Source organism: Chryseobacterium koreense CCUG 49689 (assembly GCF_001045435.1).
In the GTDB taxonomy this organism is placed as follows: Bacteria; Bacteroidota; Bacteroidia; order Flavobacteriales; family Weeksellaceae; genus Kaistella; species Kaistella koreensis.
On the sequence record NZ_LFNG01000010.1, the window covers coordinates 1 to 17,324 of the forward strand.

Sequence of the window (17,324 nt, forward strand, 5' to 3'; positions counted from 1 at the left end):
TTCGGAGCGGACGACTCCTTTTCGTCGGGCAGTTCGCACGAGCTGTGCAGCATCAGCGATGGCTGGCGTGTCGGCATCAACGGCAGGAGCCCTTTCGCGGCGAGCGACAAGGTTCCGCTGGGAAGCAGGCACTACGTTTCGGGCAGCTACACCATCGCGCTGGACCACGCCGAGGGCATCTTCGCCGGCGGACAGGACATCTACCTGAAAGATAACCAGACCGGCGCGGTGACGAACCTCAGCGAGGGCGGCTACAGCTTCACGGCCAATGCGGGAGAGACCTCCTCGGGAAGGTTTGAAATCATCTACGAGCCGCAGACGGTGCTGGCAACCGGCGGCGGCGCCAAGGAAACCCTGCTGGTATATAGAGACGGGACCGATTTCGTGGTGAAGGCGCAAAGCCAAGAAATCACCGGCCTGGAAGTGTATGACGGAACCGGAAGGTTGATTCTGAAAACCGCGCCAAACGCCACCAAGGCCACCATCGATTCATCGGTAATGGTAAACGGGGTCTATATGCTGAAGATCGACCAGCGTGGAAAAGTCACGACCAGGAAAGTGATCAAATAAATGGTTGACACCATATCCAGTAAAGACCCGGAAATTTTTCACCGGGTCTTTTTTTTCTGTGCAGAACATTATTCCATTAATAACATTAGGAATCCGTGTGTTCGTAACCTTATTTCCTTATTTTGATATGCGGCAATGTGCCATAACATAAGGGAATACCGCCCCAATTCGGAGGCGTTTTTCCGAACTTTGCATATTTTGCCTCCTTCCGGATGCGCCCACCATCAAAACCGCCCAAATTCCCCAATCATTTAGAATTTCATTTTAGAAAACGAAAGTCCGTCCGGCTTACCGCTGATTTTTAGAAAATCTTGAAATGCTGCCATGTCAAAGAAGGTTAAAGCGTTGACTAAAAATAGTCCATTAGAGGATATAGGATTTATATAGTAAGATATAGTATGGATATAGTATGCGAAATGGTCAAAATCGAACTGTTTTATTAAGACCAAACCCAAGTGAACCGCCTGATCATTGAAAATCAGGGAAACCATGTAAAGAATTAGTTGAAAGGGAAAACAAACCGGAAAAATGGAGGACTGACCACATGCAAATTACGCAAAACAGTAGTACATCTTGCCTCACAGCTGAAACCGGAAGCAGGATGTATTGAACCCGGATAACGGGAGAGGGATTTTCCGGGCCTGGTCAAATGGGGAACCCCAAACTCCCGCAAACCATTTTCGGCGTTTTTTAGTAATGCCGATTTTCAGTTTTAATCGGTCATTGGATTTTTCAAAATACGCCTTCATTGCAAATGTCCTTTAGCACAGGTTTGATCAGTTTTTTTTTTTTTTTGGTCTCCTTATCGGTAAAGGACAACTCGAATTTCATTCCTCGATTCGCATTAGCATTTTAAGCACAATAAATACTGATTTTTTCTAACAGGTAATTAGGGTTAAAAGTCATGATCCTTTAGCAATTCCTGTACTTCCACTGGGATGTATTCCTTACCCATTCAAAAACGCCAATCTATTTTAAGGTCCCAGGTACGCCACGAAGGTTTGTTGAGCGCTTTTTTATCGGAAATCATCAAGAAGAATTCTTTTTTCACAGCAGGTTTTGCCGATCTATGCAGTGAGAGAAGCTAATATTTTTCATCAATGCGATATGTTCGGCACAAAAAATTTTTTGATTTTTGGAAAAGGTGTTTTCACCCTTTTTGCAATATCGGTAGAAATATTTAACGTGATATGCTGATAATTGGCGTAAATTTGTCTTGATACAAATGAAATAAAGTTATTTTAATTTTAAATAAAATAGCTTATGAAGAAAAATATACATCAGGCTCCCCATGAATTTGCGGGATCAACAGAGGGTGAAATGGAATCTTCCATCTTCCTGTACAAAATTCAATCCGGTAATTTTAAGTTTCCTAATCAATACCAAAGTGGGGATATGAATCCACTTTGATATTCCTTATCGTTGTGGTGGAGATTTTCCACCAATAATTAGCTATCACGAATATTCTTCTAAAAACACAAAATAATGAAAAAAATGCTGCTTTTTATATCGATTTTGATCGGTATCAGTTGTTTCGCGACAGTTCCCGTTTATACCATTGCCAAATTTACTTCCAGCGGTTCTGGGAATTGGGAAAATCCTGCGAGCTGGATGGTGAGTTACGATGCCGGTTTACCGCAGGTGGCCACCGAAATTCCCGGTGCGTCCGGTCACAGTGGTGTTTCTGTGGAAATACAGTGTGGGCATACGGTCGAGATTAAATCTGCCCTCAATAAGGAAACAAAATTTTTCACCATTGAAAACTTAACGGTGAAAGGAGTTTTGAATTTGACCAACCAGGGGAATCTGCCGATTACGGAATTTAGATCGGCAGGAAATTTTTTGCTGTTAATTGATGGGGGTGCAGTATTTATTGCAGATAAATTGACCTTGAAGCTGCCCACCAATACCATTATTTCAATTGTTGAGAGTGCAGGCGGCAGTTCCTGCCGAGGAACATATAATCTTGGGTTCAATGGAAATTGCCAGGGAAACGGAAATACCACCTTATTAATAGGTGATATTGTGTATAAGTGTAAAGATTTTAACACGATCAACTCCAATGGTGGTACTGCCATCGGTGCACTGGGAGGTGCGGTTCCGCCCATTGTGTGTTATTATGACAATGAAACAGTACCTGAAATTGTTGTGAGCTACATGAATTACCAAGGAGGGTTCGCCAATGTGAAATATAATTTGCAATTAACGAGCAAACCTCCTTTCAGCAATGTAACGCTAGGCACTGGTGATGTGAAATTTTCGTCACAGCAACAGACGATTTATTTAACCCAGATTCTGGACCAGCCTGGCGATTATATTTTCACCCTGAAAGTAACGGTGATCAATGATCCTTCAAAAACCAATACGGGCTTTGTCACCATCAAAAAAGGGGACGAAAGTGTATTTTCGGCCGGTTCATGGGATATGGATAAAGGAGTGCCCAGCTTATTCAACGGACTCTCAGCGATCATCAATGACAACTATAATACCAGTGTTTATGGTTCCATTGATGCATGCGCCTGTACGGTGAATGCCGGAAAAACCCTTACCGTGGCTCCGGGTACTCATATGAAATTGCTGGGTCGATTAGACAACAACAATGGTGGAACGGTGATCGTGAAAGACAGTGCAAACCTCATTCAGGTTTATGAAAAAGTAATCAATATCGGAAATGTAACGGTAGAGAAGGAATTTACTTTCTCCGATGGAAGACAGCAATTCAACTTGGTTTCCTCGCCGGTGATCGGGGGTAATCTGAAAAGCATATATCCCGGAAACCCGCTTGCGGCTTATCACAATGAAGCCACGGATTTTTTCTATACCTCAAGTGGGGTAAATATCCAGGGAAGGGGATTGGCGCTAAAAGAACCTTTTGCTTCTGCAGTGCCTGCCGGAACAGTAGCTGCTTCATTTGTGGGAGTGCCTTTTAACGGGACTTTAAATTTTCCTATATCGTACAGCAATGCACAGCGCGGTTATAATTTAATAGGTAATCCGTACCCTTCCAACATAGATCTGGTCGCATTCTACAAAACCAATTTTGATATGATCAGTTCCACCTTCAGTTTTTGGGATAACAGAGGAAATACCCTTTTTGAACAACAGGGTTCCAATTACAACGGTGAACACTATGCCCTTTACAATGCCAGTAACGGGACTTCCACAGCGGCTCATACGCAGGGATATCCTTCAAGGCTGCCATCACGATATGTAAGGCCTGCACAGGGATTTATGGTAAAAGCTTTGGGCACGGGCACCGTGATATTTCGTAATGAATCCATGCGGGTGGATAATCCTGCCACTCCTCAATACTTCGGAAAAGGCGGAAAAATTGTAAATGGCGCCATGGATCGCTATTGGCTTGGATTAACGACTCCTTCGGGCGTGCAATATTCGGCGGCGGTGGTTTATTATCAGGGCGGTTCACTGCAGGTAGGTCAGGACGATTCCAAAGCGGCTGACTCTTCCGAGAATGTTTACACGATGGCCGGAGTGGAAAAAATCGCCATCCATGGACGTCCGTTATTTGACAGTAAGGATGTTCTTCCATTGGGGTACGGCGCATCTGCTGCCGGACACTATACCCTCTCACTGCAGGATTCTGAAGGGGTTTTTGCCAGCGGACAAAACATCTATCTCAACGATAAGCAAACCGGAATTCAGACCAACCTTTCACAGGGTAGCTATATTTTTTCAAGCACACCAGGAGAATTTACCAACCGTTTCGATATTGTATATGTTCCAAAAACGATATTTGCAACCCATGCCGTCCAGCAGAGTGATGTGATGGTGTACCGCGAAGGAAATTATTTTGTGGTACAGGCTCCGGAACAAAAAATAACCGAGTTGGAATTGTATGATGGTGTGGGAAGAATGGTCTTCAGGACTGTGCCCAACGGTATGAAGGCTACGATCGATGCCTCATTAATGGTCGACGGAGTCTATTTTTTAAAAATCGTCCAGGGTGGTACGGTAACCACCAGGAAGGTGGTGAAATAAACTGGTAATTTATGAACATAAGCGGAGGTTGTCTGAAAAAGGCGGCCTCTTTTTTTGGGGAGATCCAGGAGGCGAGAGAAGAAAATGGGCAAAAAAAATGGGTTTTTCGGGTTTATTTTTCTGATCATCATCATCCATAAAGGCCTTTTTTAAAATTTTTTTACAAATTACAAATAGATAACTTTTTATATGTAAAAATTTATGGTGAAATATTTTTTAATATAATTATATTATTTTTATTAAAAATTTATTTATTGCGTAATATTTTTTTTATTTTAATAAAATATCCTGTAGTGACCTTTTTTATTAAATACAGAAAATATTTGCACAGTATTTGTGGATGGGTTACTTTTGCATCCGAAAAAAAAAATTCCGAAACACAAATGGAAAAAAATATTTTCTGCCATAGGCCCTATATGCGGCTGTGTTTAAGCTGCATGCCGTCCGCACAAATTCCTTCTCTCTTTACCTTATCACCATTTTCCTTCATGCGGCTGGCTAAACTGCAGCATGATTTTCATGTTTTTTACGGACTGAAACGGCTTTAAGATTCTTTTTGATAAAAATACTTTCCCTAACAGATGATAGGGAAGGTAAGTAATGGTATGACCACTGCAAAACCCACATTATTTCTTTTAAAAAATACATATATGAAAAGTAATTACACTGGACTTAAGAAGTACTGCCTTCTGCTGCTTGTTTTGTTTTCTTCTTTTGGCTTCGGGAAAAACATCTGGAAAGGTTCTTCCAGCACAGATTGGAACAATGCGTCCCATTGGTCTTTAAAGCGAGTGCCATTAAGTACAGATGCTGTTGAGGTACCTGTTCTTTCTGGAAAGTCCGCTTTCTATCCCACTATAGTTGGAGCTAACCGCTTTTTTGTTTTTGGCGGAAAGAAACAGAAAATTGTAGCGGGAAAGGTAGTATCGCCCATTTTTGCTGGCTCAACGGTTTCAGTGCCTTTCACGACTGCTGGAACTTTCGACAATGGAAATGTTTTTACTGCACCATTATCTGATTCCGCAGGAAGTTTTGCTTCGCCAACCAATATAGGTTCGTTGACTCAGACCACCGCAGGAACAATTTCAGGCACTATTCCCGCAGGAACTTCATCTGGAACGGGATACAGAATTCGGGTAGTGAGCAATGCTCCTAGCATTGTGGGAAGTGATAATGGGGCTAATCTAACCATCAATAATACTCCGGCACCGACAGGACAGACCTCGCAGAACTTTTGCTCAAATCCAATTCCGACCGTAAACAATCTGTCTGCCACCGGAACTGCTGTCAAATGGTATGCAGCCTCTACAGGCGGTAAGGCTTTAGGGACATCAACAGCTTTGACAAACGGTACAAAATATTATGCCTCCCAAACACTGAATGGATTCGAAAGTATCTCAAGATTGGAGGTAACTGCCTATATTACCAATACAATTTCAAACGTAACCGCATCAGATGCCTGTGAACTTACCAAACAGTCTATCGTAACAGTTACAGGACTGGCTGCAAACTTACCGGTTGGTGAGTACCAGGTGAAATACAAAATATACAATTCCAATCCGGAACTGTCTGCAATAATGACCGTAAACACTGCGGGAACTGGGGTCTTCACTGCAGATGTATCTAAGGTTGGATATGAAGCAACTGCAACTTTAAATGTGACACAAATAGCAAACATTGATGGAAGTTGCCCATTGGCCATGTCTATTCAATCAAATTCATTTCGAGTAGTGGGTGTACGCAAGCCATCGGTTCAGGCTGGGTATTATCAGTGTGACAGAAAATGGGTTGCGCAATGGACACCCGTAAACTACGCAAATGGTTACGTTTTAGAAGTCTCTACTTCCGGGGATTTTAGTCAGAATGTTACAAGCTACACCATTACTGGTCAAGGATCACAAAATTATACCATCAATAACTTAGCTTTTGGCGGGACCTATTATTACCGGGTGCGTGCAGAAAGCAATTTGTGTGGCTTTAGTCCTTATTCAGACACCATTAAATTTGTCATAGTAGGCAACAATTCCAGTACTCCAGGAAAAATTAATGGATCATCAGTTATTTGCCCGAACATCCCCTATCAATTCAGCGTAGCTGGAAGTTATCCAACTTCGGGAGAGTGGTCTGTTTTTAATGAGACAGGTTCCGCCACCATCACTCCAACCGGTATTGTGACAGGAAAAAATTCGGGAACGGTTAAAATAGTCTTTACGACCTATAACGGTACATGTGGAACTTCGACATCATTCCCATTAACTATTTCTGCGGGTGGTGCTGCTGTAAGTCCAGCATCCGCTACTCCAACAGTTTGTAATAATGCGCTTATTATCCCTATTACACATGACACTACCGGTGCAACTGGAATTGGTGCCGCTACAGGTTTGCCGGCAGGTGTTTCCGCATCTTGGGCGGGCAACAAAATTACGATTTCGGGAACTCCAACCGAGTCCGGAACCTTCAATTACAGTATTCCTTTAACCGGAGGTTGTGGTACCGTATATGCGACGGGAACGATTACGGTAACGTCTCCTAGCAGCGCAGGATCGCCTAGCGCGTCTCCGAAAGTATGTGCCAATACCGAAATGCCAACGGTTTCCATTGCAACGACCGGTGCAACCGGAATTGGTGCCGCTACAGGTTTGCCGGCAGGGGTTTCCGCGTCATGGGCAGGTAACACGATCACGATTTCGGGGACTCCGACCGAGTCTGGAACGTTTAATTACAGCATTCCTTTAACCGGAGGTTGTGGTAACGTGAGCGCTAAGGGAACTATATATGTAAACCTTACTTCCGTATTTGATGGCGCAAATTGGTCTAACGGTATTCCTTCTGATAATGGATTGGCAGCGGAAATTGCTTCCGATTACAGTACATCAAACGGAAGTTTCACCGCCTGTTCATGCACAGTCAACCCAGGAAAAACTTTAACCATTTCACCGAATACTTTTGTTAAAATTGAAAATGGGATTGTAAATAACGGAACCATTATCGTGGAAAGCGATGGTAACCTGATCCAGGTGAATGACAATGCGGTGAACCAGGGCAATATAGTGGTGAAAAGGGCGTTTAATTTTTCGACGGAAAGAAAGCAGTACAATTACGTTTCATCCCCGGTTGCAGGCGGTAATCTAAGAGATATTTATCCCGGATTACCACAGGCTGTTTACCACTCGGAAGCGACCAATATGTTTTATACCTCAAGCGGAGCCAATATTCAGGGACGTGCGCTTGCGATAAAAGAACCTTCTACCGGAGTGGTTTCTGATCCGACGGTGACTGCCAGTTTTGTGGGCGTACCGTTCAACGGAATCCTCAAATATCCACTTTCCTACACTACCACAAATCCCGCGGTAAGTCACGGTTATAACCTGGTGGGGAATCCCTATCCTTCCAACCTGGATATTGAAGCGCTTTATGACGACAACGACGTCAAGATAGACCCTACGTTTTCTTTCTGGGACAACAGGGGGAATACCGTATTTGTCCAGCAGGGATCAGCCTATAACGGGGTCAGTTATGCGAAATATAATGCGGTGAGCGGTACCGGAGTTGGAGCAGGAACGTCAACCGCCTATAGCCCAACACGCACCCCTAATCAGTTTGTGAAAGTGGGGGCCGGATTTATGGTCCGTGCAAAAAGTACTGCCAACGGGGCGACTTTGGATTTCAAAAATGCCTACCGTTCGGATAACAATACAGGTCCCGGATTTTTTGGAAAGAGCAGCGACAAAGACCGCTACTGGGTGAAAATCAATACTCCTGGCGGAATAGAACTGATGACGGCAGTGGTCTATTTTCCAAATGGCAATAATGGTTTTTCCCTGGATGACAGCGTAACTTCCAACAGTTCCGATGATATTTACACCTTCGCGGCCCAAACCGCAGTGGCTATTAACGGCCGGGCGCCATTTTCGCAGTCAGACCGTGTAATGGTGGGGGTGAACTCTTTTACATCCGGAAATTATACCATTTCACTGGGTGATCAGGAAGGAGTTTTTGCAAGCGGTCAAAATGTTTACCTGAAAGACCACCTCACCGGCATCGTCACCAATCTGAGTGAGGGCAGCTATACCTTTTCCATCACTGCAGGTCAGAGCACGGGCAGGTTTGAGTTGATGTATGAACCGGGAGCGGTCTTGGCAGCTGAAGGCGCTGTCAAAGATGAACTGATGGTGTACAAAGACGGACAGGACTTTGTGGTGGCAGCAAAAGCCAGTAAGATCACAGGTCTGGAAGTGTATGACCTTCTGGGAAGGATGATTTATAAGGATGCCCCTCAGAAAACCAAGGCAACCATTGATTCCTCAGTGATGACCACAGGAGTCTATATTTTTAGAATTGACCAGGGTGGTAAGGTTACCACCAGGAAGGTAATCAAGTAACAGTGCACAATCAAAGGGCGTCTCCATGATTTTTGCCGGAATAGGACAGGCAAAGATTTTGGGGGCGCTTTTTCTTTGACTTTTTACAGTGAATCTGGAGTGATTTGTATCTGCCGGTACCGTTCAAAGTCCTGTTTTTTTTACCAAATTGATAAGTATCCCGGCCTTTTTCAGATATTTATTTCGGATATCACAATCTTGCTTAAGGCTTTATTAATTCGAGCGTGCGTTTGAGCAAACCGTTTTTATTCCCTGAATTTCATGGGTTGCTAAAAATTATTTAACAATAAATAATTTTCTAAACCGTTTGTTTTAACATATATTTGTAAAAATTTTTTTTTGAATGAAAAGAATGCTTTTATTAATTTGCTTAGTTTTCGGGCTGAGTGCTTTTGCACAATTGGATGCCGACAATCCCTTTAAGCAATCAGAAAACGGCTCCACCGGTGTAGCCGGGAAAGCGGGGACAGGCAACGAAAATGAATATACCGGACCGGAAACTGCAAATAACGAGGGGAATCCGGGAGGTCCACAGCCGATTGATGATTATGTTCCGCTTCTTGTTTTGGCTGGCGTTGGAATCATTGCCTATGTTTCTTATAACAAGCGTTTAAAAGCGACTCATTTAAAATAAATCAGCTTTTCTTTAGATGTACGAACAGTTTACCAAACCGATACTGGATTACAGCATTGCATTAGTAATGTTTCTTTTGCTTAGCCCGGTGATCCTGCTGGTTAGTATTTTGTTGGCAATAAGTCATAGAGGCAACCCTTTTTTCCTGCAGGAAAGACCTGGAAAAGACGGCAAAATATTTCAGATCATCAAGTTCAAAACCATGCGGGATCTGACTGATGTCAACGGCAAACAGCTCTCTGATTATGAAAGACTGACCCTTATGGGAAAGATAGTAAGAAAAACATCACTGGATGAAATACCGCAGTTGCTCAATGTGCTGAAGGGTGAAATGAGCCTGGTAGGACCCAGACCACTGCTGCCGGAATATTGGACGCTGTACAGCGAAGAGCAGCGCAGAAGACATGATGTGAAACCCGGCATTACCGGATGGGCACAGATCAATGGCCGGAATGCCCTTTCCTGGGAAGAAAAATTCCGGTATGACCTGGAATATGTGGATAAAATTTCACCCCGAATGGATGCGAAAATTGTGTTGGTGACTTTGGAAAAAGTAGTGAAAAGACATGGAGTAAACGCCAATAATTATATGACGATGGAAGCGTTTAAAGGAAATGTAGCATGATACTATATGGAGCAAGAGGTCAGGCAAAAGTAATCTATGACCTCATCTTATCAAACAATCATCTGTTGGAATATTTGGTAGATGACCATCCGCCTGAAGATTTCCCTCACCATCTTCCGGTGTATCAACCCACCAGAGAGCTGCTCCAGAATCAGGATGTGATTATTGCCATTGGCGATAATAAGATCAGGGAAAGAATCTACCGTCAGATCAGCGGACTTTGCCGTTTCAAGACCCTGCGACACCACAGTGCCTATGTATCGAGGTTCACGGAACTGGGCGAAGGAACGGTCATCATGCCGATGGTGTGCATCAATGCGGAAGTGAAGATTGGGAAACACTGCATCATCAATACGGCATCGGTGATTGAACATGAATGTGTTATTGAAGATTTTGTTCATATTTCTCCAAAAGCATCGCTTGCGGGGAATATTTTGGTCAAAAAAGGGGCACACGTAGGTTTGGGAGCGAATATTATCCAAGGTGTCACGATCGGGGAACATGCAGTGATAGGAGCAGGTGCAGTGGTCCTGGGTGATGTGCCGGATCATGCAGTAGTAGTGGGTAATCCCGCAAAAATTATTAGAATTAATGATGCTGAACAACGATAAAAAAATCTGGCTTTCGTCCCCGCATATGGGTGGATCGGAGTTAAAATACATTCAGCAGGCGTTTGACGAAAACTGGATCGCACCCCTGGGACCCAATGTCCATGGATTTGAACAGGATCTGGAGGATTTTTTACAGTCAGACTGTCATGTGGCCGTACTGAGTTCCGGTACTGCAGCGCTTCATCTCGCACTGATTATGATGGGCGTGGAGAAAGGCGATTATGTGGTCTGCCAGTCCCTTACCTTCTCGGCATCCGCCAATCCCATTATCTACACGGGGGCTATCCCGCTTTTTGTGGACAGTGAAAGAGAGACCTGGAATCTTTGTCCTGTTGCTGTGGAAGAAGCTATTGAATTTGGAATCTCCCAAGGTAAAAAACCCAAAGCCATCATCGCAGTTTCGCTCTATGGGATGCCTTATAAAGTGGAAGAGATCAGAGCAATTTCCAAAAAATACGATATTCCCATCATTGAAGACAGCGCCGAATCGTTGGGAAGTGCATACAAGGATCAGAAATGCGGAACTTTCGGAGATATGGCAGTGATCAGTTTTAACGGAAATAAAATCATCACCACCTCCGGTGGAGGCGCCCTCATCACAAAAGATATAGCATTTAAGAAGAAGGCGGTATTTCTTTCCACGCAGGCAAAAGATGATGCCCCACATTACGAACATACCCATATTGGCTACAACTACCGCATGAGCAATGTGTGTGCAGGAATCGGCAGAGGACAGATGGAAGTCTTGGAAGACCGCATTGCAAAAAGGAGGGCAAACCACCGGTTTTACGTGGATATTTTCAGTGAACTGCCGGAAATCGAAGTACATACCGAACCCCATTCCGATTACTTTTCAAACCACTGGCTCACTGCTATTTGCTTAAAACCCAATTCAAAAGTGAGCACCGAAACAATCCGTATGAATTTTTTGGAACAGAATATCGAAACAAGACCCATCTGGAAACCCATGCATCTACAACCCGTTTTCAGAGATTTGCCCTACTTCGGGGGCAAAGTGGCGCAGGAGTTATTTGAGCAAGGGCTTTGTCTTCCTTCCGGATCCAATTTGACTGAAGAAGACCGTGCCGAAATCGGAAAGGTAATTCACAAACTTTTCCAGATTTCATAAATTATTGAACTTCGTTGTTAATAATTTGTATTTTTGTCATCCTTCGAAATTCACAAAGCGCATGATTAAATTTTATTACCTGGCAGATCTGAACCTAAAAATTAAACTGAAATGAGTCTCCGCAGAAGTATCAGAAAAAAAATGTATGGCGGCGATAATTTCATGAATATATCAGACATCCGCTACCTTCCGAGATGGGTCATTCTGTTGATCGACATCTTGTTTGTCTGTGCAGCAATCACTTTTGGCAAATACCTCATTGAAAAGCTCAGTTTTGGGACTGAAAAGATTTTCTATGACGATACACAGATGTACCTGATTATTGCTTCAGTGAGTGTTTTTTTTATGTTTGTTTTCAAAACCTATGCGGGAATCATCAGACATTCCACATTCATTGACCTTTTCAAGCTTTTCCTTTCCACGTTTTGCACCACTGTGGTTTTGGGCGCAGTCAGCTTTTCTTACTATCTGCTCACCGGGAAAAGGATGATTTACATGTCCATACCGTTTTTGGCCATTTTCTTTGCCACCTCATTTATGATGCTTTTCCTTTTCCGGCTTTTTGTGAAAGAATTTTTTCAGATTGTGAGGGAATTCCGAAGGAGCACATTGAGGAAAAGGATTTTGGTACTTGGAATTGATGAGCAGTCTGTTGCGGTGGCCCGTGCCATAGTGGAGAATCCGACACTGCCATATCATGTGGTGGGATTTCTCACGCAGCGCCATGACTCCCGGCGTGCCAATTTGCTTGGTAAACCTATTTACAGCAAAGAAAAAATCGAGAATAATACCAAGGAAGATCTGATCATAGATGGCGTCTTGTTGGTTAAAGAAATCATGACCAAAGAGGAAATGAACTCCTGGGTCAATTTGTTTCTGGAAAAGGATCTTCAGGTTTTTAAAGCGCCCTTACTCCAAAAAGTCCGCAGTGCTGACATGGGGGGCAGTATTCAGAATCTGCAGATCGAGGACCTGCTGAACCGCAAACCGATCCGGATTGAAAATGAAGAGGTGAGAAAACGCCATTACGGCAAGAATATTCTGATCACTGGGGGAGCAGGCTCTATCGGGAGCGAAATCATGAGACAGGTGGCACAGTTTTCACCCACTTTGATCGTGGTTGTGGACCAGGCGGAAACTCCGCTGTATGAAGTGGAACTGGAAATGAGAAACAAATTTCCCGGAATTCCGTTCAAATTTATTCTGGGCGACATCAGCAACAAACACGCCATTGAACCCATCTTTAAAAAATACGAGTTCTCCATGGTATACCACGCTGCTGCCTACAAGCACGTGCCTCTCATTGAGGAAAATCCGCGTGAAGCAGTATTGGTGAACATTTTGGGGACCAAGATTCTGGCGACCCTTTCCAGCAAATACGGAGTCAACCGGTTTGTGATGATCTCTACCGACAAGGCGGTGAACCCTACCAATGTGATGGGCGCATCTAAGCGGGTCGCAGAACTTTTCGTGCAAGCATTACAAAATACAGAGGGCAACACAACAAAATTCATAACTACACGTTTTGGAAATGTGCTGGGTTCAAACGGTTCGGTCATTCCCCATTTCAAAAAGCAAATTGAGGCGGGAGGACCAATCACCATTACACATCCGGACATCGTTAGGTACTTCATGACGATTCCCGAGGCATGCGATTTGGTGCTGCAGGCAGGAACCATGGGAAATGGAGGTGAGATTTTCGTTTTTGACATGGGAGAGCCGGTGAAGATTCAGGATTTAGCAACCAGAATGATCAAGCTTTCGGGGCTGGAACCCCATAGCGATATCAAAATCATTTATACAGGTCTTCGACCGGGTGAAAAACTCTATGAAGAGCTCCTGAGTGATGACGCCAAGACAATGCCTACGCCGAATGAGAAGATCATGGTCTCCAAAGACCCGATCATGGATTTTGAAGAAATAGACCATTATACGAGAGGGATCACCAGAGCCTCCCTAAGGAGGGAAAAAATCGAGGTGGTGCAGCTTTTGAAAAACATCGTCCCTGAATTTAAAAGCAATAATTCCATCTATGAAGTTTTGGACTAGAAGGGTAGAATTGTATATTTGCAAGAATTATTTTTTAAAGGTAAAAAATGAATAAAAACTTACTATTAATCGCAGTTTGCTCACTCTTTTTATTGGCTGCCTGCAAAACGAAGGAGAAAGCAAGCAATCTGAATTACATGCAGAATGCGGAGCAAATTGCCACAGAAGTTTCCACTCAAAACCAAGTTTCTACGATTCAGGTGGGTGACCAGTTGGTCATTCTGGTTACTGCAAAAGATATGAATGTAGTGAAACCATTTAACCAAAATTTTTCTTCTGGTGATCAGGCTAATTATTCTGTCGGTAATAACAATACCCCTCAACAAGGAATAACCCAAGTTTCTGGGCCAACCTATATAGTGGACGCATCTGGCGATATTGACTTTCCGGTTTTAGGTAAATTGAATACTACAGGAAAGACCCTCTCGGTATTCAAAGAAGAATTGAGCGATCAATTGAAAAGCTACATTATTAATCCCACGGTGAGCGTGCGTCTTACCAATTATAAAGTAACCGTTCTAGGTGAAGTGAACAAGCCCGGCCAATATATTATTCCTGATGGAAAGGCTACTTTGCTCAATGCGCTCGGATTGGCTGGTGATTTGACAATGTATGGAAAAAGAGATGATATTCTTTTGGTCAGAAATGTCAATGGAGAAACGACTAAGGCCAGAATTAATTTGCTTGACGCTAATTTTTTCAACTCTCCTTACTATGAATTGAAGCAAAACGATGTGATTTATATTTCATCCAATCAAACCAAAGAAAAGACTGCAAAACTTGACCCAAATACAAGTACCTATATTGCGATTGCAGGAACGGTTATCGGTTTAGCCGGTATTTTTATTACGATTTTCAAAAAATAAGCGACTATATAAATGGATAAGAGTTTCTCGAAAAAAGAAGACAACAGGAATGATGTTGATATCAATGAAATAATAAAGCCTTATTTGAAAAAATGGTGGTGGTTCATTCTAAGTGTTTTGCTTTGTGTTGCTTATGGTTATTACATCCTTAAGAAATCTCCGGAGATCTATAATGTGCAATCCACTATTTTGATCAAAGATGCCAGAAAGGCACCGTCCGTAGAAATGGGCGCACTATCTCAGCTAGGTGGATTCGGGAATTCTGGCGCGAATAGCGTTGAAAATGAAATTGAAATCCTGAAGTCAAAAAAATTAATGGCGGATGTGGTAGACGAGCTTGGATTGCAAGCAAACCTCGTAGAGAAAGTGGGGCTGCGGAAATATATTCTGTACGGAAATAGTTCGCCAGTAGTAATAAAGGTCATCAACGAAAAAATCGCCCCAAGAACCTTCAAAGGCCCGATCAATGTGAAAATTTCTGGTGATAAACTGGAGTTTACAGGAGAAGGTCTTACAAATCCTATCAGCTCAACTTTCGGCAAGACAATAAGCTTACCTTATGCAAACTTGATCTTTTTGAAGAACCCGGAGTTTGACCCACCCAAAGACAGGGAAATCGGCGAGTTGGAAATAGAGTATATGTCAAAATCTGATGCCATCAATACATTTCAATTTGGCACCAATGTAAGTTTGGTGGATAAAGACGGAACCGTGGTGGCCTTATCAATGAACTACCCCAATGTAGCAAAAGCGAAGGACATTATCAATAAATTAGTAGAAGTTTATAATAGCGATGCTATCACAGATAAAAACGCCGAATCCAAGAAAACACGAGATTTTATTGAAGAAAGAGTGGGAATCATTGCAAATGAGCTTGGCGCGGTGGAAGATCAAAAAGAGCAATTCAAAAAAGCAAATAAGATTACTGATATTCCAACTGAGGCACAGGTAAGCATTACTGGTTCCGAGCAAACAAGAGCCAGGTTGCTGGAAACAGAAACTCAAATTGCTTTGACAGAAGATTTGCTTAATTATGTGAACAAATTGGCAAATAACCAAACTATGCCTGTTTCTGTGGGATTAGGAAATCCTCTTGCAGCGGCCAGCATAAATGGTTATAACGAACTTGTACTTCAAAGAAATCGATTGCTTGAAAGTGCTACTCCACAAAACCCGGTTGTCAGCGATCTCAATAAACAGATTCAAGTGATGCGGGCTTCAGTGGCAGATGCAATCCAAAAGCAGCGCGTCTCTCTTCAAGCTATCGCAAATCAAATTGAAGGACAGCAAGATGTTTTTACCACTCGGGTGAGCAAAATTCCGGCGCAGGAAAAATTATTTCGAAGTATTGAGAGACAGCAGCAAATCAAAGAAAGCTTATATCTTTTATTATTGCAAAAAAGGGAAGAGGCTGCCATCTCATTGGCGATCACCTCACCGAAAGCTAGAATTATTGATTATGCGTTTTCATCACCCACTCCGGTTGCCCCAAAAAAATCGCTTATTATGGGGGTAGCATTTTTGATTGGACTTATGATCCCTATGGGCTTGGTTTATATCAAAGAATTATTTAATAATAAAGTTAGATCTAAAGATGACCTGCAAAAATATACCCATGCCCCAATCTTAGGAGAAATTCCCTCATTGCAAAGAGGAGCAAATGAAGTGGTGGAATTGAATGATCTGTCGCCAATGGCTGAAGCTTTTAGAATTCTCAACACCAATATAGCTTATATGTTGCCGAAAAAGAACGGAGGAAGAGTGATTTTCGTGACTTCTACCACAAAAGGTGAAGGGAAAACTTTCGTTTCGGTAAACCTTGCTTTGACAATGGCCACCAGTAAAATAAAAGTCATTATTATTGGTGCTGATATTAGAAATCCACAGCTTCAAAGATTCAATCCAGCCCGAAAAGGTATTGCCGGTCTTTCTGAATACCTGCATGATGAAAGTTCCAAAGTAGAGCAATACATTCATCCTTCCATCTTTAACCCACATCTTGATGTGCTTTATTCGGGAAGTATCCCACCCAATCCAACAGAATTGCTATCCAACGGAAGGTACGAGTTGCTCATTAATACACTAAGGGAAAAATATGACTATATTGTGGTGGATACAGCTCCTTTGATGTTAGTTACCGATACGTTCCTCACTTCAGAGTTAGCGGATGCAACCGTGTATGTGGTAAGGTCTGGCTACACTGAAAATTCTTTAATCGAGTTTGCAAACCACCAAATGGAAGAAGAGAAGATCAATAACGCTGGCTTTGTTTTGAATGATGTGGGAAAAGAAGATTTTGGTTATGGCAATAAATACGGGTATGGTTATGCAGCAGATGACCGTAACTTTTTCCAGAAAATGCGTGACAAATTTTTATTTAGGGCATAAATCCGAGGGAGAAAATTGAAGTAGTAAACGAAGAATGCTTTTTGTGTAGGAGGGTCAGTGATGGCTTTAGA

The 17,324-nt window shown here is 42.8% G+C and carries 10 protein-coding genes; all 10 read left to right on the forward strand.

The annotated features are described in order from the left end of the window. A partial coding sequence (locus ACM44_RS07995; RefSeq protein WP_048499515.1) for a T9SS type A sorting domain-containing protein occupies positions 1-570 on the forward strand: 570 nt, incomplete at its 5' end. A gap of 1,485 nt (positions 571-2,055) precedes the next feature. Next, positions 2,056-4,569, forward strand: a complete 2,514-nt coding sequence (locus ACM44_RS08005) for a T9SS type A sorting domain-containing protein (RefSeq protein ID WP_048499517.1) — start codon at positions 2,056-2,058, stop codon at positions 4,567-4,569. Between the two features lie 650 nt (positions 4,570-5,219). Then, positions 5,220-8,951: a T9SS type A sorting domain-containing protein gene (locus tag ACM44_RS08015; RefSeq protein WP_160303988.1), complete on the forward strand. Its 3,732-nt coding sequence runs from the start codon at positions 5,220-5,222 to the stop codon at positions 8,949-8,951. 352 nt (positions 8,952-9,303) lie between these two features. Beyond that, a complete protein-coding gene (locus ACM44_RS08020; RefSeq protein WP_152669324.1) occupies positions 9,304-9,585 on the forward strand; it encodes a hypothetical protein in 282 nt (93 codons plus the stop codon). A 16-nt stretch (positions 9,586-9,601) separates the two neighbouring features. After that, positions 9,602-10,210 carry a sugar transferase gene (locus ACM44_RS08025; protein ID WP_048499521.1) on the forward strand — a complete coding sequence of 203 codons (609 nt, stop codon included), beginning with the start codon at positions 9,602-9,604 and terminating at the stop codon, positions 10,208-10,210. Then, a complete protein-coding gene (locus ACM44_RS08030) occupies positions 10,207-10,821 on the forward strand; it encodes an acetyltransferase (RefSeq protein ID WP_152669325.1) in 615 nt (204 codons plus the stop codon). The genes ACM44_RS08025 and ACM44_RS08030 overlap by 4 nt, the downstream gene beginning before the upstream one ends. Further along, complete coding sequence (locus tag ACM44_RS08035; RefSeq protein ID WP_407637849.1) at positions 10,802-11,950, forward strand: DegT/DnrJ/EryC1/StrS family aminotransferase; 1,149 nt, start codon at positions 10,802-10,804, stop codon at positions 11,948-11,950. Before ACM44_RS08030 ends, ACM44_RS08035 begins: the two co-directional genes overlap by 20 nt. Positions 11,951-12,061: 111 nt before the next feature. Then, positions 12,062-13,999: a polysaccharide biosynthesis protein gene (locus ACM44_RS08040; protein WP_048499522.1), complete on the forward strand. Its 1,938-nt coding sequence runs from the start codon at positions 12,062-12,064 to the stop codon at positions 13,997-13,999. Positions 14,000-14,046: 47 nt separating this feature from the next. Further along, positions 14,047-14,865, forward strand: a complete 819-nt coding sequence (locus ACM44_RS08045; RefSeq protein ID WP_048499523.1) for a polysaccharide biosynthesis/export family protein — start codon at positions 14,047-14,049, stop codon at positions 14,863-14,865. A 12-nt stretch (positions 14,866-14,877) separates the two neighbouring features. After that, positions 14,878-17,253, forward strand: coding sequence for a GumC family protein (locus tag ACM44_RS08050; RefSeq protein ID WP_048499524.1), 2,376 nt, complete (start codon positions 14,878-14,880; stop codon positions 17,251-17,253). The last annotated feature ends 71 nt before the right edge of the window (positions 17,254-17,324 follow it).

Coding starts and splice junctions, on each gene's coding strand:
- ACM44_RS08005 (WP_048499517.1), top strand. CDS start 2,056: ATGAAAAAAATGCTGCTTTTTATATCGATTTTGATCGGTATCAGTTGT.
- ACM44_RS08015 (WP_160303988.1), top strand. CDS start 5,220: ATGAAAAGTAATTACACTGGACTTAAGAAGTACTGCCTTCTGCTGCTT.
- ACM44_RS08020 (WP_152669324.1), top strand. CDS start 9,304: ATGCTTTTATTAATTTGCTTAGTTTTCGGGCTGAGTGCTTTTGCACAA.
- ACM44_RS08025 (WP_048499521.1), top strand. CDS start 9,602: ATGTACGAACAGTTTACCAAACCGATACTGGATTACAGCATTGCATTA.
- ACM44_RS08030 (WP_152669325.1), top strand. CDS start 10,207: ATGATACTATATGGAGCAAGAGGTCAGGCAAAAGTAATCTATGACCTC.
- ACM44_RS08035 (WP_407637849.1), top strand. CDS start 10,802: ATGATGCTGAACAACGATAAAAAAATCTGGCTTTCGTCCCCGCATATG.
- ACM44_RS08040 (WP_048499522.1), top strand. CDS start 12,062: ATGAGTCTCCGCAGAAGTATCAGAAAAAAAATGTATGGCGGCGATAAT.
- ACM44_RS08045 (WP_048499523.1), top strand. CDS start 14,047: ATGAATAAAAACTTACTATTAATCGCAGTTTGCTCACTCTTTTTATTG.
- ACM44_RS08050 (WP_048499524.1), top strand. CDS start 14,878: ATGGATAAGAGTTTCTCGAAAAAAGAAGACAACAGGAATGATGTTGAT.